Origin of the sequence: Microbulbifer sp. SH-1, from assembly GCF_011326135.1 — a bacterium.
In the GTDB taxonomy this organism is placed as follows: domain Bacteria; phylum Pseudomonadota; class Gammaproteobacteria; order Pseudomonadales; family Cellvibrionaceae; genus Microbulbifer; species Microbulbifer harenosus.
The window spans coordinates 4,190,739-4,212,987 of record NZ_CP046948.1; the positions used below are offsets into that span (position 1 = coordinate 4,190,739).

The window sequence follows — 22,249 nt, forward strand, 5'->3', positions numbered from 1 at the left end:
AATTAACGCGAGTGAGAAAGATGAGAAAGCAATTGATCTCCTGCCTTGGCACACTTGGCTTGGCGAGCGCGGCGACCACTGTGCTGGCAGCCAACCCAATCATCACCGATGTTCTCACCGCTGATCCGGCTGCCATGGTGCACGACGGCACCGTTTACCTGTATACCGGCCACGACGAAGCCAAAGACAACAAGGGCTTCTACGAAATGCACAAGTGGTTGCTGTTTACCTCCACCGATATGGTGAACTGGAAAAATGAAGGGTCTCCGCTGGCGGTAAAGGATTTCAAGTGGGCGAGAGGCGATGCCTGGGCCAGTCATGTGGTGGAGAAAGACGGGAAATTCTATTTTTACACCACCGTGCGTCACGATGAGAGCAAACCTGGTTTTGCCATCGGTGTAGCGGTTTCCGACAATCCGAGAGGCCCGTTCAAAGATGCTCTTGGCCGCGCACTGATCAGCAACGACATGACCACCGATACCGAAATCGACTGGGACGATCTGGACCCGGCGGCGTTTATTGACGACAACGGTGAGGCCTATCTGTTCTGGGGCAATACCAAACCACGCTGGGCCAAACTCAAGGATAATATGATTGAGCTGGATGGCCCCATCCACAGTCTGGACCTGCCGAACTTTACCGAGGCGCTTTACGCGCACAAACACGGCGATTACTACTATCTGACCTACGCCATGGGCTTCCCGGAAAAAATAGGCTATGCCATGAGCAAGTCCATTGAAGGTCCCTGGGAATACAAGGGAATTCTCAACGAGCTGGCGGGAAACTCGAACACCAATCACCAATCCGTTATCGACTATAAGGGCCGCTCATTCTTTATCTATCACAACGGCGGTACCCCTGAGGGGGGCAGTTTCCGCCGATCTGTGTGTATTGACGATCTGCACTACAACGAAGACGGTACCATCAAGCGTGTAGTGATGACATCTGAGGGTGTGGCGCCGGTCAAATAATCCGGTCTCCTTTACTGGGACCCGTGACTGGGACCCGTGACTGGGCTTCCGCGAAAACAGAGCACGACAGTTTTACGCCAGAATAACTTATAACCAGGCACTACTGCGATGAGAAAATACCTGATCCCGGCACTGATGCTGGCCTATATATTGGCCATTACTGCCTGCGAGCAAAAAACAGACTACAAACTACAGAGTCCCGACGGGAGCCTGGAGGTAGTCTTCTTCCTCAACGATTCCGGCGAGGCCCGCTATGCTGTTCGCCGCAATCAGGTAACAATACTGAACAATTCGGCTCTCGGTATTGTCCTGGACGAGCGCGACCTGAGTAGTGATTTATCGCTAGTATCGGTAAGTAACCCCAAGCTGGTACACGACGAGTATGAATTGCATCACGGTAAGCGCCGACATAATACCTACACCGCCATGGAGCAGGTATTCCAACTGCAGAACAGTGAACAACAGAAACTGGAAATCGCTTTTCGTGTCTCCAACGACGGCGTGGCCTTCCAGTACCGTCTACCGGGAAAATCAACTGAGATCGCAAGCGTAACCGCGGAGAATACCAGTTTTGGTTTCGCCGAGACCACAAAAGCCTGGCTGCAACCGGTGGCTGTGGCGCAGACTGGTTTTGCCAACACCAACCCGTCCTATGAAGAACACTACCGTATGGACATCCCGGTGCGCGACGTCGAAGCCAGCGCCGCGGGTTGGGTGTTTCCGGCACTGTTCAAAACCGACGGCGGCTGGGTGCTGATCACCGAGGCGGGAATGGACGGCCACTATCACGCTTCACGCCTGCAGGGTGAAGTTGACAATGGCGAGTTTCGCATCGGCTACCCCATGGATGCGGAGCGTTTTACAAATGGTGCGCTGCTGGCGCAGTCGCAGCTGCCATTCCAATCTCCCTGGCGGATCATTGTCGTAGGTGGGCTCGACACGATTGTTGCTTCCACGCTTGGTACCGATCTAGCCGAGCCCGCCATCGCACCGATGGAATGGGTAAAACCCGGGACAGCCAGTTGGAGCTGGGCGCTGCTGAAAGACGACTCCGTCAATTACGACACCCAAATGCGTTTTATCGACTATGCCGCTGACATGGGATGGCCCTATGTGTTGGTGGACGCCGACTGGGATCGAAAAATCGGGTATGAAAAAATCGACGAACTGGCAGACTATGCCGCACAGAAAAAGGTGGCCCTGCTGCTGTGGTACAACTCCTCTGGAAGTTGGAACACTACCGAGTACACGCCGAAGAGTGCACTGCTGACCCGGGAACAGCGCCGCGCGGAATTCGCCCGTTTGCAGCAAATGGGCATCGCTGGGATCAAGGTGGATTTCTTCGCGGGCGATGGTGTTTCCATGATCGATTACTACCGCCAGATTCTCGCCGATGCCGCGGATTTTGAATTACTGGTGAATTTTCACGGTGCCACCTTGCCGCGCGGACTGCAGCGCACCTTTCCGAATTTCATGACCGCGGAGGCGGTGCACGGCTTCGAGATGATCACCTTTATGCAGTCGTCTGCCGACAAAGCCGCCGCGCATATGGCGATGCTGCCGTTTACCCGCAATGTCTTTGATCCCATGGATTTTACTCCCACGGTATTTTCCGCAATCCCAAATATCGAGCGCCGCACCAGCAATGGATTCGAGCTGGCACTACCGGTACTTTTCCTGTCTGGTATACAGCACATCGCCGAAGTCGGCGAGGGCATGGCACAGGTGCCGCAGTTTGCGCGCGACTACCTGCGGGATATTCCTGCAATCTGGGACGAGAGCCGCCTGCTGGATGGCTACCCGGGTGAGTTCGCGGTGATTGCCCGTCGGAGTGGTGACAGCTGGTATATATCCGGCATCAACGCCAGCGAGCAGAAAAAAACATTGCAATTGGATCTCTCATTTATTGGTGCCCGGCTCGGCAGCCTGATTGGCGATGGTTCCAATGCGAGAGAGCTGGTGCACAGCGAGATAGAAAGCGGCAGCAGTGTGAGCATTTCCATGGCATCCAGCGGCGGATTTGCGCTGCTCTTTCCCGCGGACGCACTGGCAAAAAACTGAAACTCAGGTAGTACCATGCACAGACATATACCGTCTATTCCCAAGTCTATTTTTGTTGGAATGGCCCTGGCGGCACTCTCTGCCTGTCAGCCTTCCGCCGACAAGGGAGAGGCAGCGACCGAAGCTGCACTAATGGGCAGCACACCGCTGACGGGCGTACAACCGGCGCAGGCCCAGGCGACGCCGGAAGGTATGTTCGCCAACCCGTTGTTTGCCAACGGTGCTGATCCGTGGCTGGAGTACTGGGACGGAAACTACTATCTCACCACTACTACCTGGACGTCCCAGCTGGTAATGCGCAAATCGCCAACGCTCGATGGTCTCGCCACCGCCGCGCCGATCAACATCTGGTCCGACACCGACCCGGCGCGGTGCTGCAATTTTTGGGCGTTCGAGTTCCACCGCCTGAATGGTCCCAACGGTTGGCGCTGGTATCTGATGTACACCTCCGGCCAGCACGGCACCCTCGACCACCAGCATCTTTCGGTTCTGGAAAGTGTCGGCGACGATCCCATGGGTCCGTATGTCTACAAGGGATCGCCTATGCCAGATTCCTGGAATATCGACGGTACCTACCTTGAACACAACGGCCAATTGTACTTGCTATGGTCAGAATGGGTGGGTGACGAGCAGCTGAACTGGATTTCCAAGATGACCAACCCCTGGTCCATCGAAGGGCCGCGGGTGGTCATTACCCGTCCAGAAGCCGAATGGGAGCAGAGTGGTCGCAAGGTGAATGAGGGCGCGGAAATTCTGAAAAAGGATGGCCGCACGTTTATGATTTATTCCGCAAGCTCCTGCGACACACCGGATTACAAGCTGGTAATGAAGGAACTCACCGGTGATGACCCCATGAATCCGGAGCACTGGACCAAACACCGCGAGCCGGTGTTCCAGCGCGGCAACGGCGTATTCGGCCCCGGCCATAACGGCTTCTTCAAATCGCCGGACGGCAGCGAAGACTGGATCGTCTACCACGGTAATTCCAGAGAGACCGATGGTTGCAGTGCAACCCGTTCAGTGCGCGCGCAGAAGTTTGACTGGAAGGATGACGGTACCCCGAATTTTGGCGTGCCGGTTCCGGAAGGCGAACTCCAGAAATTGCCGGCGGGTGAAAACGGCCCGATCACCACTCGGGTGCAGGGCGCGCGTTGGACACTCGCCAGTGCGGTGAACGATCTGTGCCTGACGGGCAAGGGGACCGGAAACTGCGAATCCGCTGACAGCGAATGGGTTCTGGATAGTACCGCCGATGGTGCCTACCGCCTGGCCAATGCTGTCAGTGGAAATTTCCTCGACGGCAGCGGTGAACTGGCCCCCTGGACCAATACCGATGCGCAGCGCTGGACGTTACAGCAGAGCGACAATGGCTGGGTACAACTGTTGAACCGGCGTTCCGGAAAGGCTCTGCAGGCGAAAGACTGCAGTGGTGATGGTTGTACACAGTGGGCTCTGCAACCAGCCGGCGAAGTGGCAATTGCCAGTGTGCAGAGTGGACGCGTATTGCAGGTGGCGGGATGCGCCGCGGGCGGGCAGGTAAGTCAAGGTGCCTGGAAAGGAGAATCCTGCCAGCGCTGGAATCTACAGCGGGAGGATGAGGGTTTTGTGAGTATCCGCAGCGGCGAACGGTGTGTGACGATTGCCAGCAACGCGGTCGTTCCCGGTGCGCCAGCAGTGCTCGGCCGATGTGACACAACCAGCAGCCAGTGGTTGCTACAACCTTTGGCGGACGGCAGCTTGCAGATCAAAAACCGCGAGAGCAAGCACAATCTGGATCTGGCCCACTGTGGACTCGCCGAGGGCAACACCTTTGCCCAAGCACCGGCGGCGGATAATGACTGCCAGAAATTCCAGCTGCGAGAGATTCCTGTGCGCGGCTGAGTTCGACCCTGCTAACCGAGTTTATCGGGCTTGGGTGGCTGCAGCGATGTAGACCACCCCTTTTTATTTGAAAACTTGCAGTAAAAAAATAATGGAGAGAAAAGTATGAAACTGAAACACTGCCTTGCCGCCGCGGCAATAGGCCTGTCTTTTTCCGCCGCGGCCGCGGAGGAAAATCTGCGCATCACCATCGATGCCACGAATCCGGGGCCAACCATCGACCGGGATATCTACGGCCAGTTCGCCGAGCATCTGGGGCGTGGGATCTATGAGGGTATCTGGGTCGGGAAAGATTCGGATATCGAGAATATTAACGGCTTCCGCACCGATGTGGTGGAGGCCCTGCGCAAGATCAATGTACCTCTGGTGCGCTGGCCCGGTGGATGTTTCGCCGATGAGTACCGCTGGCGCGATGGAGTTGGTCCGCGGGATCAGCGCCCGGTGCGGGTAAATACCCACTGGGGCGGGGTGGAAGAAGATAATGCCTTTGGTACTCATGAGTTCTTTGAACTGGTGGAACTACTTGGTGCCAGGGCCTATGTAAACGGCAACCTGGGAACGGGCAATCCGCGGGAAATGGCCGAGTGGCTGGAATACATCACCGGTACCAGCAATTCCGCCGTGGTGGAAGAGCGCCGTAAGAATGGCCGCGATAAGCCATGGTCTGTGGCCTATTTTGGTGTCGGCAACGAGGCGTGGGGCTGCGGTGGCCATATGCGCCCGGAGTACTATGCGGATCTCTACAACCACTTCGCCACGTTCCTGAAAACTCCCCGGGGTAGTGAACCCAAATTTGTTGCCAGTGGTGGCCACACCACCGATACCTCCTGGACCGATACGCTGAGTAAAAACATCCAGCGGCAGATGGACGGCATCAGCTTTCACTTCTACACGCTGCCGACGGGAGAGTGGGACGACAAAGGCGCGGCCATCGGTTTCGGTGAGGACCAGTGGTTTTCCACACTCTGGCAGACCATGCGCATGGACGAATTTATCCGCCTGAACAAGAAGGTGCTGGACAAGAATGATCCGGAGAAAAAGATTGGCTTCTACGTGGACGAGTGGGGCACCTGGTACAACCCCGAGGAAGGGCGCGAACCGGGGTTCCTGTACCAGCAGAATACCCTGCGCGATGCTGTAGTGGCTGCGGTTAATTTCAACATTTTCCACCAACATGCCGATCGCGTGCACATGACCAATATCGCGCAGATGGTGAATGTGCTGCAGGCGATGATTCTCACCGATAAAGAGAAAATGGTGCTGACGCCCACTTACCATGTTTACGACCTTTACCAGGTATTCCAGGATGCCAGCGCGCTACCGTTGGAGATTTCCAATCCTGTGAGTTACCGCAAGGGCGGCAAGTCGCTGCCCGGCGTGAGCGCATCTGCCGCAAAGGGCAAAGACGGCAAGCTGTATCTGTCGCTGGTAAACCTGGATCCGTCGAAGGCACAGACGGTTTCTGTGGATGTAAACGGGTTGGAAGTGACTGAGGCCACGGGGCGGTTGCTCACCTCCAGCCGCATGGATGCTCATAACACCTTCTCCTCTCCGAAAAACGTTGGCCCTGCGAACTACCACGCTGCCGAAAGCGCGGGGGAATTGCAGTTGCAGCTGCCCGCCAAATCCGTAATGGTGGTGGCGCTGGGTCAGTGATCTCTGACGAATAGCGCAATAAAAAGGGGCTGTTGTCATGCAGCCCCTTTTTTGTATTTGGCCGCTTGATGTAAGACAGGTGTTCGGAAACGGGAGCTGTTGCCGTTAGAATATCCCGTCGCAGGGTCGCTACGCTTACGGCGGAAACGCAGATCGACTGCAGGAAGAATAAAAAACAACCAAAAAAGAAGGTGGCAAATGATTGCTCGTCTACGTCAATGGAAGATGACCGCGCTAGTCGCGATCCTGCTGTTCCCTCAAATGGTGCCGGCCAAAGAACAGTCCTCAACGGAAGGGCTGACAGCGCGGGATTACGGTACTCTCCCCAGTATCAGCATGATGACAATTTCCCCGAGCGGTGAGCGTATCGCCTACCGTAGCACCGCCGACGGCAAGGATTTCGCCATTATTTACTCGCTGGGTGATAAGCGTCACGTCGCGTCACTGGATCTCAGTGAAACTACCCCGCGCAATATGTATTTCGCCACCGATGATGAACTGATACTGGTGGCTTCCGAGGTGCGCAGGCTCTATGGGTTTCGCGACAAGCTGAATCTAAGCACCGCCTATGCCTTCAACCTTGAGCGGCGCGAAGTACGCCAGCTATTGACTCCGGGCGACCTCATCTATCGAGGCCAAAGCGGTCTCGGACGCATTGCCGGCTTCTCACCGGACAAAAAGTTTGTCTATATGCCGGCCTATGTACCGGACGACAAGTATGACCAGTCGCCGCGCATGTCCCTGGTGCAGGTGGAACTCGACTCGCCGCGCCGCCCCCGCGTCCATTTCAAAGGACGGGACGAATCTATAGATTTCTTCCTGGATGACAAAGGCCGGGTGATCGCCCATGAACTGTTCGATAATCGCAAAAATCGACACACGATTCTCGCGCTTCAGGGCGACGAGTGGAAGGAAATCTACCGCGAAGACACCGAACTCATGAAAATCTCCGTGGTCGGCCTGACGCCGGACCGCGAATCGCTGGTGGTTGTGGCAAACAACTCCGGGACCAATCGCGATGACTATTTCATCATGGATCTCGTCACCGGCGAGATCGAGAATGCGGGGCTCGGGCGAAGCGATGCCGATATCGAAAGCACCTTCACCGGCATGGACCGGGTTGTGTGGGGCGTGAGCTATTCCGGATTCAACCCTTCCTACAAGTTTTTCGACGAAGACCTCGACAAACGCATGACGGAGATCCAGGCCTACTTCCCCGAACACTCTGTCTGGTTGCGTGACTGGAGCGAGGGATGGGATGACCTTATCGTGTATGTAGAAGGTTCGAATGTCGCCGGTATCTATTACAAATTCAGTAAAGGACAGCCACCGACACAGATGGCTTCCGCACGCCCGAGAATTGCGGACGAGATGGTGCATCCGATTGGGCGCATGAGCTTCAGGGCCAGAGATGGAATGATCATTCCCAGCCTGCTCACCATCCCAAGAAACTCCGTTGCAGAGCTGAAAAATCTTCCCGCGGTGCTGATGCCGCACGGTGGCCCCGGCTCCTACGACCGCGTGGGTTTCGACTGGCTGGCGCAGGCGCTGGCCAATCGTGGTTACCTGGTGATTCAGCCGCAGTTCCGCGGCTCCACCGGTTTTGGCCTCGCGCATTACACTGCGGGACATGGCGAGTGGGGCGGTAAAATGCAGGATGATCTCACCGATGCGGTGAGCGTGCTGGCAAAAAAGGGAATTGTGGATCCGGAGCGCATATGCATTGTCGGTGCCAGCTATGGCGGTTATGCGGCACTGGCCGGAGGAGCCTTTACTCCGGAGCTTTATCAGTGTGTGGTCTCCATCAATGGAGTTGCGGATTTGGAGGATATGCTGCGGGATGAGGAGCGCCAACACGGCGACGATCACTGGGTAGTGGCGTACTGGCAGAAAAATATCGGCAAGGGCGAAGCGTCCCGGGATCTGTTGCGCAAGGTATCGCCAGTGCGGTACGCGGACAGTTTTCAGGCTCCGGTGCTGTTGATCCACGGTGAAGATGATCTCACCGTACCTTTCTCGCAATCTAAGGATATGTACAAAAAACTCAAACGCGCGAAAAAGCCGGTGCAACTGGTAGAGCTGAAAGATGAAACCCATCATCTGCTCCACAACGAAACCCGGCTGCAGACAGTGGAAGCAGTAGTGGATTTCGTAGACCAGTATCTGCAACCAAGCGCAGAATGACCGTATTTTCAGCCCGCTTTTGCGGGCGCCTGAAACCAATTGGAATTATGCGATGAGAATGACCGCAGCAGCTGGCGCTCCGGTGCAGATTAAAAAATGGCTGTCGACCCTGCTTCTTCCGACCCTGCTCTCAGCCCCGATCAGTGTTGCCGCTCAGCCATTTACCGTGACTACTGATCTGTTCGATAGCGCGAAGCCGGATACGCTGGGACTGTCGATGCCGGAAGGCGTTGAACACGTTACTGTTTACACCGGCGAAGCGGGCAAGAGCCAATATAACCACGGCGCGGTCCTGTATGCCTTTGCGGGCAAATTGTATCTGCAGTGGCAGAGTTCCAAGCGTGACGAGGATGCGGCGGATACTTCCGTACTCTACGCCAGCAGCCGCGACGGGCTGCATTGGAGCGAGCCTGCGGTGCTGGAAAAGGCACGCAGCGACGCGTTGGTGACCACTGGTGGCTGGTGGTCAACGGGGGATACACTCTACGCATTCCTCAATGTGTGGCCAAACGATCTGCAACCCCGCGGTGGCCATGTGGAAGTGCTGGCGAGTAGTGACGGTGAGCACTGGAAAAATGTTGGCCGCCCCATTTTTGCCGATGGCCACCCGCTGGACGGTATTATCGAGCAGGATTTCCATCGCTCCCAGCGGGGCCGTATCGTCACGGCACTGCACCGGCAGCCGGGTTTGCGCGCGACTCCGGTTTACACCGATGACGCATCTGCACTTTCAGGCTGGAAGGTCGGTGCATTTACCAATCACTCGATCGAAAAGGCAGTGAGCCGCGAGCTGGAGCCAAGCAGTTTCCGGCGCGAAGACGGGGCCCTGGTAATGGTGTTTCGAGACCAGCAGGGTAGCTTCCGCGTGCTGGCGTCACTGAGTTGGGATAATGGCGAGACTTGGTCCAGCGCGCAGCCTACCAACCTGCCGGACTCCCGCGCCAAACAGAGTGCGGGCAATTTGCCAGATGGCACTGCATATCTGGTAAATAATCCCAGCGGCTCGAAAAACCGCGAGCCGCTGGCGATAACCTTGAGCGGCGACGGTGAAATGTTTGACCAGGCTTTTCTGCTGCGTGCGGGCGGCGCGCAACTTGCGGACCCCCGCTATGATGGTCTGTACAAACGCAGGGGGTTTAGTTACCCGAAATCCTTTGTGTGGAAAAACCATCTGTACGTGGCATACGGGGAAAACAAGGAAGACATCGTCGTTACCCGGGTGCCTCTCGCCAGTCTTCAGGCAGATTGATGGTTTTCTGTTCCATGGATTGTCGCTGCTTATAAGGCTGATATCCCGCGGCTATTGGTTTTCATAATTAAATTGTCACTGTTAATAAGGTCGATAATAACCTCTAATTTCAACGTGATTGTGTACCTCTATAGGATTCTTTTGTCCGATGGATGAAACTATAAGGAACGCAATCCAATGCTCAAGAAAGCCCTGTCACTGGCGGTGACTCTGACAACCGCCATCTCCATTAACGCCAACGCTGCTGCCACTGTCGAGGCCATGTCCAATCAGGACTGGTGGCCCAACCGTATCGATCTGCAACCACTGCGTATGAACGCGGCGAAATCCAACCCGATGGGGGGAAATTTCGACTATGCCGAAGCCTTCAGCAAGCTGGATCTGGCTGCCGTTAAAAAAGACATCGAGACGGTACTCACCACTTCTCAGGATTGGTGGCCTGCGGACTATGGCCACTACGGTCCATTTTTCATCCGTATGGCCTGGCACAGCGCTGGTACCTACCGCGTGTACGATGGCCGCGGCGGTGCCGGGGGCGGACAGCAGCGTTTTGAACCGTTAAACAGCTGGCCCGACAACGTCAGCCTGGATAAGGCCCGCCGCCTGTTGTGGCCGGTAAAGCAGAAATACGGCAACGCCATTTCCTGGGCAGATCTTATGGTGCTGGCCGGTAATGTTGCCCTGGAATCCATGGGCTTCCAGACATTCGGTTTTGCCGGTGGTCGTGAAGACGACTGGGAAGCTGACGTGGTGTACTGGGGATCCGAGCGCGAGTGGCTGGGTAACAACAAGCGCTACGATGGCAAGACGCTGGAAAAGCCGCTGGCAGCCGACCACATGGGACTGATCTACGTGAACCCGGAAGGTCCCAACGGGAACCCGGACCCGAAACTGGCGGCCGCGCGCATCCGCGATACGTTTGGCCGCATGGCGATGAACGACGAAGAGACCGTGGCGCTGATCGCTGGTGGCCATACCTTTGGCAAGGCGCACGGTGCCCACAAGGCCGACAAATGTATCGGTGAAGCGCCCGGCGGCGCGCCGCTGGAAGAGCAGGGCCTCGGCTGGAAAAACAGCTGCGGCAAGGGACATTCCGAAGATACCATCACCAGTGGTCTCGAAGGTGCCAGGACCTCCAATCCCACCAAGTGGACCAACGAATATCTGACCTGGCTGTTCACCCTGGACTGGGAAAAAACCAAGAGCCCCGGTGGTCACATCCAGTGGACGCCGAAAAATGCGGAGCAGATGCAGATAGTTCCGGATGCGCACCTGGCCAGCAAGCACCACGCGCCGATGATGTTCACTACCGACCTGTCTCTGCGTTTTGACCCGGAATACCGGAAAATTGCCGAGCGTTTCCACAGGAATCCGCAAGAGTTTCAACTGGCGTTTTCCAAGGCGTGGTTCAAACTGACCCACCGCGATCTGGGCCCGCGTGCACGCTATCTGGGTGACGAGGTGCCGGAGGAAGTGCTGATCTGGCAGGACGCGATTCCTGAAGTAGACTACACGCTGATCGACGACAAGGACATTGCCGTGCTCAAAGCGCAGGTACTGAAGAGTGGCCTGACGATCCCGCAACTGGTGCGCACAGCCTGGGCTTCCGCCTCTACATTTCGAGGTACCGATATGCGCGGTGGCGCGAACGGTGCGCGCGTGCGCCTGGCGCCGCAGAGCGGCTGGGCTGTGAACAATCCGAAGGAGCTGAACCGCGTGCTGGAGCAGCTGGAGAACATCCAGAAAGACTTCAATCGCAAAGCAAAAAATGGCAAGCGGGTTTCCCTGGCTGACCTGATTGTCCTCGGCGGGGCGGCAGCCATTGAGCAGGGCGCGAAAAAAGCCGGCTACACCGTAACCGTGCCGTTCAAACCGGGCCGCAACGATGCCACTCAAGCAATGACCGACGTGCAGTCCTTTGCGTTCCTTGAGCGCAAGGCCGACGGTTTCCGCAATTACTACAGCGAGGAGGCTCACCTGGCACCGGTGGATATGCTGATCGACAGCGCTAACCTGTTGACCCTGAGCGTACCGGAAATGACGGTGCTGGTAGGCGGCATGCGCACCCTTGGTGCCAACTATGGCGACAGCAAGCACGGTGTATTCACGGATAAACCGGGCACCTTGAGCAATGATTTCTTCGTAAACCTGCTGAGTATGGATACCAAATGGTCCCGGTCTTTCAAGGAAGATGGCTTGTATCAGGGGCTGGATCGCAAAACCGGTAAACTGAAGTGGACCGCCACTCCGGTGGACCTGATTTTCGGCTCCAATTCTGAGTTGCGCGCGGTGGCCGAGATGTATGCCACCAACGACAATGGCGAGAAATTTGTGAACGATTTCGTCCGCGCGTGGACCAAAGTCATGACCCTGGACCGCTTCGATCTGCAGTAATCCGATCTCTCACAGGATGGATTTGCCATAGTGCGAAATGCCGCTGACAGGATGCGGCCAATAAAATGGGCGGCCACTGGCCGCCCATTTTATTTCTTTCGCGAGGCGTCAAACGAGATGTCTGTTGATTGCGGAAATCAGTTGTGGAAAGGCAACGGGTTTGGTCAGGTAGTCGTTCATACCGGCGTCGAGCGCGGCGCTTTGCTGATCCTTGAATGCCGCGGCGGACAGCCCGATGATCGGAATGTGGCGGAGTTCGGGGTTCTGGCGAATCCGCTTGGTGGCTTCGATACCACTGAGGCCGGGTAGCTGCACATCCATAAAAATCATGTCCGGACGAATTTCCTGCGCTTTTTTGACCCCTTCGAGACCGTCGGCCACGAATGTAGCAATCAGCTTTAGGTCGTCGCAGAACGCCTGCATCAGAGCCTGATTCAGCGTATTGTCCTCGAAAATCAATATCTGGACCCCCTCAAGAGCCGGGCCAGGTTGCCGGTGCTCTTCCTGCTGTAGACTGGGCCGTGTCCCTTCCCGCAACGGCAGCTCGACGGTGAAGCGTGCACCGACATTCTCGTTGCTCTCAAGGCTGATGGTCCCTCCGAGCAGTTCCACCAGGCTGCGCGTGATGGGCAGGCCCAACCCTGTTCCCCGGGATTGCCCCGCGAGGGATTTATCAACCTGCTCGAAAGGTTCAAAAATGATGGCCTGCTGTTGCGGGGCAATACCGATTCCATGGTCTGCCACTGCAATCGATAAAATGTTGCCGTGCCGTTTTTCCAGTGTGATGGCAACGTCACTATTGGCTGGAGAAAACTTGATGGCATTACCAATCAGATTGATCAATATCTGCGAAAGTTTTCCGCGATCGATACGAATAAATTCAGGTAAGTCTGGATCTATATCGCAGTGCAATCGCAGGTGCTGGTGGGCAGCCTGGGGTTCACACGATGTCAGTATGTCCTGGATCAGGCCGCAAAGCTGAAAGTCCTCGTCTATTGCCTCGATCTTGCCAGCCTCAATTCTGGAAATATCCAGCACGTCGTTCACCAGCTCAGCCAACTGCTGGCCACTGGTGGCAATTTTCTCCAGAAAGCCGTGAAACTCCTGTGGCAGCCCGAAGCTGCTACTGCGATGGTTCAGCACTTGGCTGAAGCCGACGATGGCATTGAGCGGGGTGCGGATCTCGTGGCTCATGTTGGTCAGGAAGCGGGTTTTCGAGCGGCTGTAAAACTCGGCTTTTTCCTTGGCCTGCATTAGATCGCGTTCGAGCGCCTTGCGTTCGGTGATATCCAGGATCACACCGATGAGGCCGCCGAGGCGACCATCCTGTAGCGCGTATGCGGCTTTATTGAAAATGACATCGTGCAGGCTTCCGTCGGCGTAGACCACCTGGGATTCGTAGATCTGTTGCCCCCGCTGGCGCATCAGTTCGATGTCTTTCTCGTGGTAAACACGCGCCTGGGGTCCCGGCGATACGCCGTAAACGGATCTGCCGATAATCTCCTCCCGGGGCTTTCCCAGGAAGGTTTCAAACGCTCGGTTGCAGCCGGTGTAAATACCGTCGGCATCCTTGTAAAAAATAGGGGCGGGGATGGCATCCACGAGAATCTGAAGAAACCGTAACTGGTCGGCAAGCGCTTGTTCGGTGGTTTTATGTTCACTCAATTCACGCTGAAACTGCTCGCGGAGTTCTTCCTGCTCCACCAGCATCCGGATACGCTGCCGGCGATAGAGCAGGTAGCAGCTGAATCCCACCAGTGCGGCGGCCAACGTCATCCTTACGGCCAAACCGGTCAGCCGTGAGTCCTGCGCTATCCAGATAGCGATCCCCCATTCACAGGCACCCAACACGGCAAGAATTACAAGGCTGCTCGGCAGGAGGTAGCGATATAGCGGCAGCTGCGCCCTGTTTAAGCGATCCATGGCAAGGTCTGTATTGGCGTCGGTATCCCGCCACCCTAATCAAACATGCCGAGCTCGGCAATCTTTCTGTTTTTCATAATGGTGGCGCGATTTTCTTTTAACCCGGGGCGCCCCAGGTGCAAACCCCGAGCGCAGCGTTCACTGTGTGCCTACTCCACCCGTTTTTATACAGGATTGGGAAATACGTATTTTTCCTTTTCCCGAACCGCTTCAATCTGTGATGTATGTCTTTTTTTTATGATGAGTTTTGCGCCATTGGCCGTTTTTAGCGCGATTGCGTTCGGCACTTGTTGACACGGGTTGAGTGTGAACCCATTTTGTTAGCGCTAACATGTTGGCTGTATGAGAGGGCTTTTCCCGTATCTGCGCAGCGGGACCTCTCCAAAAAAATAATGATTCTCAACATGGAGACGCGATCTGATGAGAAATCTTCGCAATCTGTTCACGCCGTCGCTCGCAGAGTGCAGGCCCGCAAAACAACGCAACAATCTCCGGCCCGGTGGCAAAATGCCAGCGCTGGTATTGTCACTCGTCACGGCCCTGAGCGTACTCACGGCCAATGCCCAGACCCTCACCTCCAACCAGACCGGCAACCACAACGGTTACTACTACTCGTTCTGGACCGATGCCCCCGGCACGGTATCCATGACCCTGGGCGCCGGCGGTAATTACAGTTCCAGCTGGAGTAACACCGGAAATTGGGTGGGCGGCAAGGGCTGGAATCCCGGTGGACGCCGCACGGTCAGCTACTCCGGTACGTTCAATCCGTCGGGCAACGGTTATCTGACTTTGTATGGCTGGACCCGCAATCCACTGGTGGAGTATTACATTGTGGATAACTGGGGAACCTATCGCCCGGGTGAGAGCGGCACCTATTACGGCACTGTCAATTCCGATGGCGGTACCTACGATATCTACCGCACACAGCGGGTCAACCAGCCCTCCATTGAAGGCACCGCGACCTTCTACCAGTACTGGAGTGTGCGCCAGCAGAAGCGCACCGGCGGCACCATCACCACCGGCAACCACTTTGATGCCTGGGCGAGCCACGGCCTGAACCTCGGCACGCACGATTACATGGTGATGGCCACCGAGGGATACCAGAGCAGTGGTAACTCCAATATCACGTTGGGCAGCAGCGACGGAGGCTCGGGAGGGAGTTCCGGTGGCAGCACGCCATCCAGCACGGATATCGTGGTGCGCGCGCGCGGCGCTGCCGGCGGCGAGCACATCAATCTGTTGATCGGCGGCACGGCGGTGGCGAGCTGGAACCTCACCACCAGCAACGCGGATTACACCTACAGTGGCAGCGCCGCCGGTGATATCCAGGTGGAATACGACAACGATGGCGGCAGCCGCGATGTCATCTTGGATTATGTCTACGTCAACGGCGAAACCCGTCAGGCGGAAGACATGGAGTACAACACGGCGACTTACGCCAACGGCGAATGTGGCGGCGGTTCCTATTCCGAAACCATGCACTGCAATGGGGTGATCGGTTTTGGTGATACAGACGCTTGCTTTAGCGGCAGCTGCAGTGGTGGTGGATCTTCCGGCGGCGGTGTCGGCAGCAGCTCATCCGGTGGTGACACCTCGGGGAATATCGTGGTGCGCGCCCGCGGCACCAGCGGCAGTGAACATATCAAACTGATTGTTGGTGGGACTGTAGTTGCGGACTGGACACTGAGTACCAGCGCCCAGGACTACACCTACATCGGCAGTGCGTTTGGCAACGTCGATGTCGAGTATGACAACGATACCGACGGTCGCGATGTGATTCTGGATTATGTCCAGGTCAATGGCGAACTGCGCCAGGCCGAAGACATGGACTACAACACGGCGACCTACGGTAACGGTGAATGCGGCGGCGGCTCCTATTCCGAGACCATGCACTGCAACGGTGTGATTGGCTTCGGACACACGGACGACTGCTTCAGCGGCAACTGCGATTCGGTTGCTGACGGTGGTGGTAACACTAATTGTAGCGGCTATGTCGGAATCACGTTCGATGACGGCCCCAACAGCAACACCGCAAGCCTTGTCAGTTTGCTTCAGCAGCACAATCTGACGCCGGTGACCTGGTTCAACTGGGGGCAGCGGGTAGCCAGTAATCCAGGGCTGGTATCCCAGCAGCTGAGTGTGGGAGAGGTGCAGAATCACAGTTATACCCATCCGCATATGACCAGTTACAGCTACCAGCAGGTTTCCAGCGAAATGAGCCAGGCAAACCAAGCCATAGTGAATGCGGGTGCGCCTACACCGACTTTGTACCGACCACCCTATGGCGAAGTGAACGGCACTATTCAGCAAGCGGCACAGGACCTGGGAATGCGGCTGGTGACTTGGGATGTGGACTCGCAGGACTGGAATGGTGCGAGCACTTCTGCGATCGTCAATGCCGCCAATCAACTGCAGGATGGCCAGATCATTCTGATGCATGATGGATATGCGAGCACCAACAATGCGGTTGCACAGATCGCAGCCAACCTGAGTGCGCGGGGGCTTTGCCCCGGGCGGATTGATCCGGCCAGCGGACGGGCGGTGGCTTCTTCCTAACGTCTGATTTTAGGCTTCAGCAGCATCTGCGGTGGATAAACGCAGATGCTTGCTGGAAATCACCGCCCGCTGTTATTGGCCGGCGGCGCTCAGTTTGTACGCGCGGCTTAGAAACGCCGGGTAGAGTGCGTCGCGCTGATACATATTCACGTAAAACAGAGCGATCAGATTATTTTCGGGATCGATGATGTATTCCGTACCCATCATTCCTCCCCAGGCGAAGGCAGAGTTCGATACTTCCGGTGCGGGTTTTTTGTGTTCGTTATAGAGTTCGAATCCAAGGCCGAAGCGAAAGCTATTGTCACTGTTTTTTGGTTCCGGTAAGCGATTGACAGTGGTCATCAGCTTCACGGTTTCCGGTTTCAGGATGCGATGCCCATTGAATGTTCCCTTGTTGAGCAGCATCTGGCAGAACTTTGCGTAGTCCCCAATGGGGCCGTTCAGGCCGATAGCCCCCTCCGCGTAGGTTTGCTGAGTGCTTACGGCGCCCCTGCTGTACACGGTTGACCCGGGAATCAATTTACCTTCCGCCAGACTGTAGGGCGTTACGAAACGCTCAAATACTTCCGGTTCGTAGTACCAGTCTGTCTCGTTCATGCCGAGCGGTTTCAGTACTTTTTCCTTCACATATTCCTGCAATGTCGTGCCGGAGATTCGCTCTATCATATAGCCGAGCATGTTGGTGCTGATATGGTAGTCCCATGCAGAACCGGGATCGAAGCCGAGGGGATATTTCGCCAGGTCGAGCATCTCTTCTTCCAGGAAGCGCGCCGCGTAATTGCCGCCGCCGGTGTGCTGGCCACTGGGCTGTATGGCCGGTTTTTTGCCGTCGAATCCGAGCGGTGCGCCCGATTTTCCGCTGTCAGCCAGGCGCGCCTGGCCGGCGAGGCCGGCATTCAAACCAGAGGTGTGCGACATCAGGTGGACGAATGTCATGGGCGTGGAGGCGGGCCGGGTTTCGTAGCTGCCGTCTTCATTTATGGCGGTAATCACCTGGTTGGGAATACCGGGAAAATATTTCGAGACCGGATCGTTGATATCCACCAGTCCCTGCTCCACAAGAGTCATGAATGCAACGGTTGTGATGGCTTTGGTCTGGGAAAACAAAACGTAGTAATCCTCCACTGAAGCGGGTATCCGACGTTCTTTGTTTTTCCAGCCAAAGGCGTTGGAATAAAGTACCTCGCCATCTACGGCCACAAAGCCGGCCACGCTTCCGGTCTTTTCCTTGTCCACGTAGGATTGCAGTAAATCGTTGATTTCCTTTACCACCGGCGCTTCTGCATATTGCTGTGCTTCGCGATAGATAAACTGTTGCGGGGTACGGTTTTCCGGTGCCATTTCCATCGCATGCACGGCGGCCGCAGTCGCGACCAGTATGGACGCGGTTGCGATCCTCAAAATAGGCAACTTCATAAATTTTTTCCTTCCTGTTGGATGCTGGAAAAGGGCGCTCGTGAGAGCACCCTTGCCGCTGCAGCTTATTGCTCGGCGAGCAATTCTGCTTCGTAGAGTTTTACCATATCAGATGCCGGGATCGCGTCCGCGTAGATTTTCAGTTCGTCCATCATGCCAGCGTAAGGTGTATCCCAGAAGTTTACGCCGAGGGCGAAGTGGCGTTCGGCGGCAGGACCGAAAACATCCGGGAAGTTACTGCCACTGAAGGCATTTTCACCGTTGATATACACACTTACGTCCCCGCCACTGACGGTTACCGCCAGCTGGCTCCAGTTATCCTGCGGAATCTGTGCCCCGGTGTTGGCATCGTACCAAGCGGTACCGGACCACAACATGGTGTCGTTGCCGAAACCGTTGGGCAGCAGGCTGATCCAGCTGGAATCGGAGGCCCAGCCGAAGAAGCTGGTGGTATAGGCGGTCAGCGCCGATGGGCTCAGCCACAGGGTGAAGCTGTAGTTGTTATCCGCGATCAGGCTGTCGGGCAGTACCACACCGGAAGCGCCGTCGAATACCGCAGCCTGGCCAATGACACCTTGGGCGTAGGTAATGGCTCCGCCGGTTTCGTTGATCAGCTTGCCAACGACGGTACCACTGCCGAAGTTACCGGTGGTTTCATCCAGATTCTGCTCAAAACGATAGTGGGCTATGGGTTCAGGCAGACCGGAGGATTTCACCGTGGCGATGAAGGACTTCGTTTCCTGGGCGCCGTTCAGGGTCACAATGGCGGTAAGTGTGACTTCCGCATCGGTGCCTTGCGGGCGAGTGACGATTGCGGTATCGCCGGATACCTCGATTACTGCGGGGTCCGACGAGGTCCAGTGAATGGCCGCGGCGTAGGGGCCGGTAACGGGTAACTGGATATTTTCGGCAATCGCGGAGAGGTCGCCGAGATCGAGGATCGCTGCGGCGGAAGCCAACAACTCCGCATCAGATTTGTTGTCGATATCCAGGAAGCGGACTTCTTCCGCAGTCAGCGCGGCCTCGTAAATCTTCAGCTCGTCAATCATGCCAGTAAAGGGCGTATCCCAGTAATTGACGCCGAGGGCGAATTTTCCGGTGTTGTTGCTGAAGAAATCGCTGAGGCTGCCTCCGGAGAATTTCTGCTCGCCGTTCAGGTACACATTCACCAGTCCTTTATTGACGGAGAAGGCCATATGGGTCCAGGTTCCCTCAGCGATACGCTCGCCGGCGGAACCGTCGAACCAGACCTCGCTGCCGCTCCACAGCATGGTGTTGCCGTCCCAGCTCTGGGGCAGGAAACTGACCCAGTTGTTGGAGTAGGGTGCGTTATTCGCATCTATCTGCTCGTTTACCGCGCCGAAGAAGGCGGTAGTAAAGCCGGTGACAATACTGGGGTTGGCCCAGAAGGAAACCGTGTACTCGTAGTTGTTGATCAGCCCTTCCGGCAAGAGCACCCCGTTGCTGCCATCCAGTAGCAGTGCCTCTCCAGCCTGACCTGCGCCGTAGGCGATGGTTCCGGTGCTGTTGATCCGGTCGCCGGTCTCAGTAGCCGGATCGAAACGGCCGGCGGATTCTGTCAGGTTGTTTTCAAATGGGAACCAGGCGGTGCGGTTGTAGGCCTGTCGTTGCGGGATGGTGATGTCGAAGGACTTGCTGCTGGTCGCGCCGTTCAGCTCAATCGTGGCGGTCAGGGTAACGGTCTGATCTCCGGCGCCGACATTGGGGCGCACTACATCGCCATTGGGTTTTATCACCTGCTCATTGCTACTGGCCCAGGTAATTTCTGCGGCGCGGGTCCCGCGGGTGGGCAAGGTCAGGCGGTTATCGGTGCTGCTGGCCGGCAGAACAAGAGCGTCGCTGATGTTTGCCATCACTTCCGAATCCGCCAGGCTCTCCATCTTCGAGCCCCAGATGGACTCGCCGCTGCCAGACACGGCGGTGAATACCGGTACCAGACTGTCCGACACTTCGCTCCACTGCCACTGGGTTACCCCCTGATAAGTGACGCTTGTACCGTCGATGTTTAGTGTGAAGCTGATCCGTTCCGGATTTTCTACATCGTGCGCATATTCACCGCTGACCTCGCCGCTAATCGTGCCGTCGTCATTCAGGGTGACGTACTGCGTGGGCTTGGCGGTGCGGTTTATATCCTTGCCGTGATTGATGAGCTTGTAGGTGCCGTTCAGATCGTTGCTGTCGACAATGTTGTCGCCGGCAATGGGCGCATAGCGCTGCGGCGACGCCACCAGCCAGCCATCGGCGTTCACATACAGCTCGTGCACCCGCACAGAGTGCTGTTCGCCACGGTTCGGGAAGCGGGTATGCGCAATCAGCAAATGCTTGCCGGTGTTTGCATCGTAATAGGCGGAATTGTGGCCGGGGGCCAGGTAACCGCGGCTGGCCACGGTGTCGCCCACGTCGGATTCGAATTCAAACCCGCCCATCAACTTCACACCGTAGGGGGCAATACTGTCCCAATTGCCGCGGGCATCGACCATGTCATTGCCTTCGGCGTCCAGGAAAGGACCGTCCGGGTTTTTGGAGCGCGCTACGCGGATGTTATAGCCGTCGGTGGAGACGAAGCCGCCGAAGGACATAAACAGGTAGTAGTAATCGCTCTCCGGGCTGTACAGCATGTAGGTGCCTTCGATGGCACTGTGGTCACCGCCGGTGAGGTGCTTGCCATACCCCTGACCAGGGAGCGGTTTGCCGGTAGTCTCGTCCATTTCCAGAATGAAGATGCCGCCGGAATAGGAGCCGTAGGTCATCCACAGTTTGCCGTCTTTATCGTGGAAGACATCCGGGTCGATGGCGTTGGGGTGTATCCAGGCGTTGTATTCGGTTTCGCTAAAACCCTCTGGTCCATAACCCGCGGCTACTTCCTCGGCCGTGAGGCCAGAGCGCAGAAAAATACCGAGATCGGTGTAAGGGCCCTCAATGCTTTCAGAAACCGCGACCCCCAGATAGGAGCGGGGCGTATTGCAGTCGCCGGTCTCGCTCTCGGGATTGGCGCAGTGGTTGTAATAGAAATAGTACCTGCCGTCGTTCAGCTTGATTACGTCCGCAGCCCAGGATCCTTTGTGGCCGCCTACCCACTCGATGCCTTCGGAGATTTCGCTGGAGTAGGTATTGAACAGTTTGTTCTGGTCGACCGTATCCGCGGTTATCCCGGGCGCAACCTCTTCCCAGATCATCAGATCACGGGACCTGGCCGCGGCCAGGTGGGAGCCAAATACGTAAAACACACCGTCATCGTCGCGGATTACCGAGGGATCGTGCACAGGCATGTCGTTATAGAGGATTGCCGATGCTTCGGCGGTGGGGTCTGCTGTATCTGGAACTTTTTCTCGTTCTGGTTCTGGCTCTGGAAGAGGTGCCGGTTTTACCGTGGGATCACCGCCAAAGTAGCTGTTGCCGGTGTCTCCACAGCCAGATGCTGCGACAAGGGTGGATAGAATTATGGCCAGGTAACCGGCCCGGTTTGTAGTCTTCATGGGTGAAATCCCTCTTTTACTTATTATTCAGGAGCTTTCTCTCTGTTGTTCCCCGCCCGTTCTGCGCAGGAACACTGCAGCGACTACGCAAGACTCGGGTATACAGGGAGCTGCAATCTTGCCAATCAAGATATGGTATTACAATATTATTTTCATTATGGTAGAGGTCGAATGCCCGCCGGGGGATTTGTCGTGTCTGTTTGCAATGAACTACTTGATGAAAGTCAGGGTGTTGATTTTTTGTGCAGTTTGTGAGGATATTGACGCCAATTCCTCTGGTACTTGCGTCGTGGCGGCTCCACTAGGCTGTGATCATCCGCGGTTTGGCCGTGGGCCTTCCCCGCTAAGTGGACAGCTGAGGGTTGGTCAGGAAACATCATCTACGACGGGTTTAAGTAATAAGGTATAACAAAAGGGCTGTTTTTGGCGTTGACTGACTTTGATTAAGTGGCTAGGATGTC

11 protein-coding genes are annotated in these 22,249 nt (G+C 56.3%); 8 read left to right on the top strand and 3 right to left on the bottom strand.

The window, feature by feature from the left end; translation table 11 throughout:
• Positions 1–20: 20 nt before the first annotated feature.
• From GNX18_RS17260 to katG, 7 genes are all read left to right on the top strand, one after another.
• A complete protein-coding gene (locus GNX18_RS17260; RefSeq protein WP_138235586.1) occupies positions 21–971 on the top strand; it encodes a glycoside hydrolase family 43 protein in 951 nt (316 codons plus the stop codon).
• 108 nt (positions 972–1,079) lie between these two features.
• On the top strand, positions 1,080–3,032 hold the full coding sequence (locus tag GNX18_RS17265) for a glycoside hydrolase family 97 protein (protein ID WP_166219723.1): 1,953 nt from the start codon (positions 1,080–1,082) through the stop codon (positions 3,030–3,032).
• Between the two features lie 15 nt (positions 3,033–3,047).
• Positions 3,048–4,913, top strand: a complete 1,866-nt coding sequence (locus GNX18_RS17270; RefSeq protein ID WP_240914068.1) for a family 43 glycosylhydrolase — start codon at positions 3,048–3,050, stop codon at positions 4,911–4,913.
• A 105-nt stretch (positions 4,914–5,018) separates the two neighbouring features.
• On the top strand, positions 5,019–6,569 hold the full coding sequence (locus GNX18_RS17275; RefSeq protein WP_138235584.1) for an alpha-N-arabinofuranosidase: 1,551 nt from the start codon (positions 5,019–5,021) through the stop codon (positions 6,567–6,569).
• A gap of 198 nt (positions 6,570–6,767) precedes the next feature.
• Entirely contained in the window at positions 6,768–8,753 is a 1,986-nt protein-coding gene (locus GNX18_RS17280; protein WP_166219725.1) for a S9 family peptidase, read from the top strand.
• A 52-nt stretch (positions 8,754–8,805) separates the two neighbouring features.
• Complete coding sequence (locus GNX18_RS17285; protein ID WP_205827989.1) at positions 8,806–10,002, top strand: exo-alpha-sialidase; 1,197 nt, start codon at positions 8,806–8,808, stop codon at positions 10,000–10,002.
• A 177-nt stretch (positions 10,003–10,179) separates the two neighbouring features.
• Positions 10,180–12,396, top strand: coding sequence for a catalase/peroxidase HPI (katG, locus tag GNX18_RS17290; protein WP_166219727.1), 2,217 nt, complete (start codon positions 10,180–10,182; stop codon positions 12,394–12,396).
• Between the two features lie 108 nt (positions 12,397–12,504).
• Here katG and GNX18_RS17295 read toward each other — a convergent pair whose 3' ends face one another.
• A complete protein-coding gene (locus GNX18_RS17295; RefSeq protein WP_166219729.1) occupies positions 12,505–14,319 on the bottom strand; it encodes an ATP-binding protein in 1,815 nt (604 codons plus the stop codon).
• Between the two features lie 507 nt (positions 14,320–14,826).
• Between GNX18_RS17295 and GNX18_RS19725 the strand changes: the two genes are divergently transcribed.
• Positions 14,827–16,875 (top strand): glycoside hydrolase family 11 protein, encoded by a 2,049-nt coding sequence (locus GNX18_RS19725; protein ID WP_240914386.1) that lies wholly within the window; start codon positions 14,827–14,829, stop codon positions 16,873–16,875.
• A gap of 72 nt (positions 16,876–16,947) precedes the next feature.
• Here the strand turns inward: GNX18_RS19725 and GNX18_RS17305 are convergent, their stop codons facing one another.
• Positions 16,948–18,291: a serine hydrolase gene (locus GNX18_RS17305; protein WP_166219731.1), complete on the bottom strand. Its 1,344-nt coding sequence runs from the start codon at positions 18,289–18,291 to the stop codon at positions 16,948–16,950.
• 65 nt (positions 18,292–18,356) lie between these two features.
• Entirely contained in the window at positions 18,357–21,788 is a 3,432-nt protein-coding gene (locus GNX18_RS17310; RefSeq protein ID WP_166219733.1) for a LamG-like jellyroll fold domain-containing protein, read from the bottom strand.
• Between the last annotated feature and the right edge of the window lie 461 nt (positions 21,789–22,249).

Excerpts from the sequence above, each read along its gene's own strand:
- GNX18_RS17265 (WP_166219723.1), top strand. The coding sequence starts at position 1,080 with ATGAGAAAATACCTGATCCCGGCACTGATGCTGGCCTATATATTGGCC.
- GNX18_RS17305 (WP_166219731.1), bottom strand. The coding sequence starts at position 18,291 with ATGAAGTTGCCTATTTTGAGGATCGCAACCGCGTCCATACTGGTCGCG.
- GNX18_RS17280 (WP_166219725.1), top strand. The coding sequence starts at position 6,768 with ATGATTGCTCGTCTACGTCAATGGAAGATGACCGCGCTAGTCGCGATC.
- GNX18_RS17275 (WP_138235584.1), top strand. The coding sequence starts at position 5,019 with ATGAAACTGAAACACTGCCTTGCCGCCGCGGCAATAGGCCTGTCTTTT.
- GNX18_RS17270 (WP_240914068.1), top strand. The coding sequence starts at position 3,048 with ATGCACAGACATATACCGTCTATTCCCAAGTCTATTTTTGTTGGAATG.
- GNX18_RS17295 (WP_166219729.1), bottom strand. The coding sequence starts at position 14,319 with ATGGATCGCTTAAACAGGGCGCAGCTGCCGCTATATCGCTACCTCCTG.
- GNX18_RS17310 (WP_166219733.1), bottom strand. The coding sequence starts at position 21,788 with ATGAAGACTACAAACCGGGCCGGTTACCTGGCCATAATTCTATCCACC.
- GNX18_RS17285 (WP_205827989.1), top strand. The coding sequence starts at position 8,806 with ATGAGAATGACCGCAGCAGCTGGCGCTCCGGTGCAGATTAAAAAATGG.
- katG (WP_166219727.1), top strand. The coding sequence starts at position 10,180 with ATGCTCAAGAAAGCCCTGTCACTGGCGGTGACTCTGACAACCGCCATC.
- GNX18_RS17260 (WP_138235586.1), top strand. The coding sequence starts at position 21 with ATGAGAAAGCAATTGATCTCCTGCCTTGGCACACTTGGCTTGGCGAGC.
- GNX18_RS19725 (WP_240914386.1), top strand. The coding sequence starts at position 14,827 with ATGCCAGCGCTGGTATTGTCACTCGTCACGGCCCTGAGCGTACTCACG.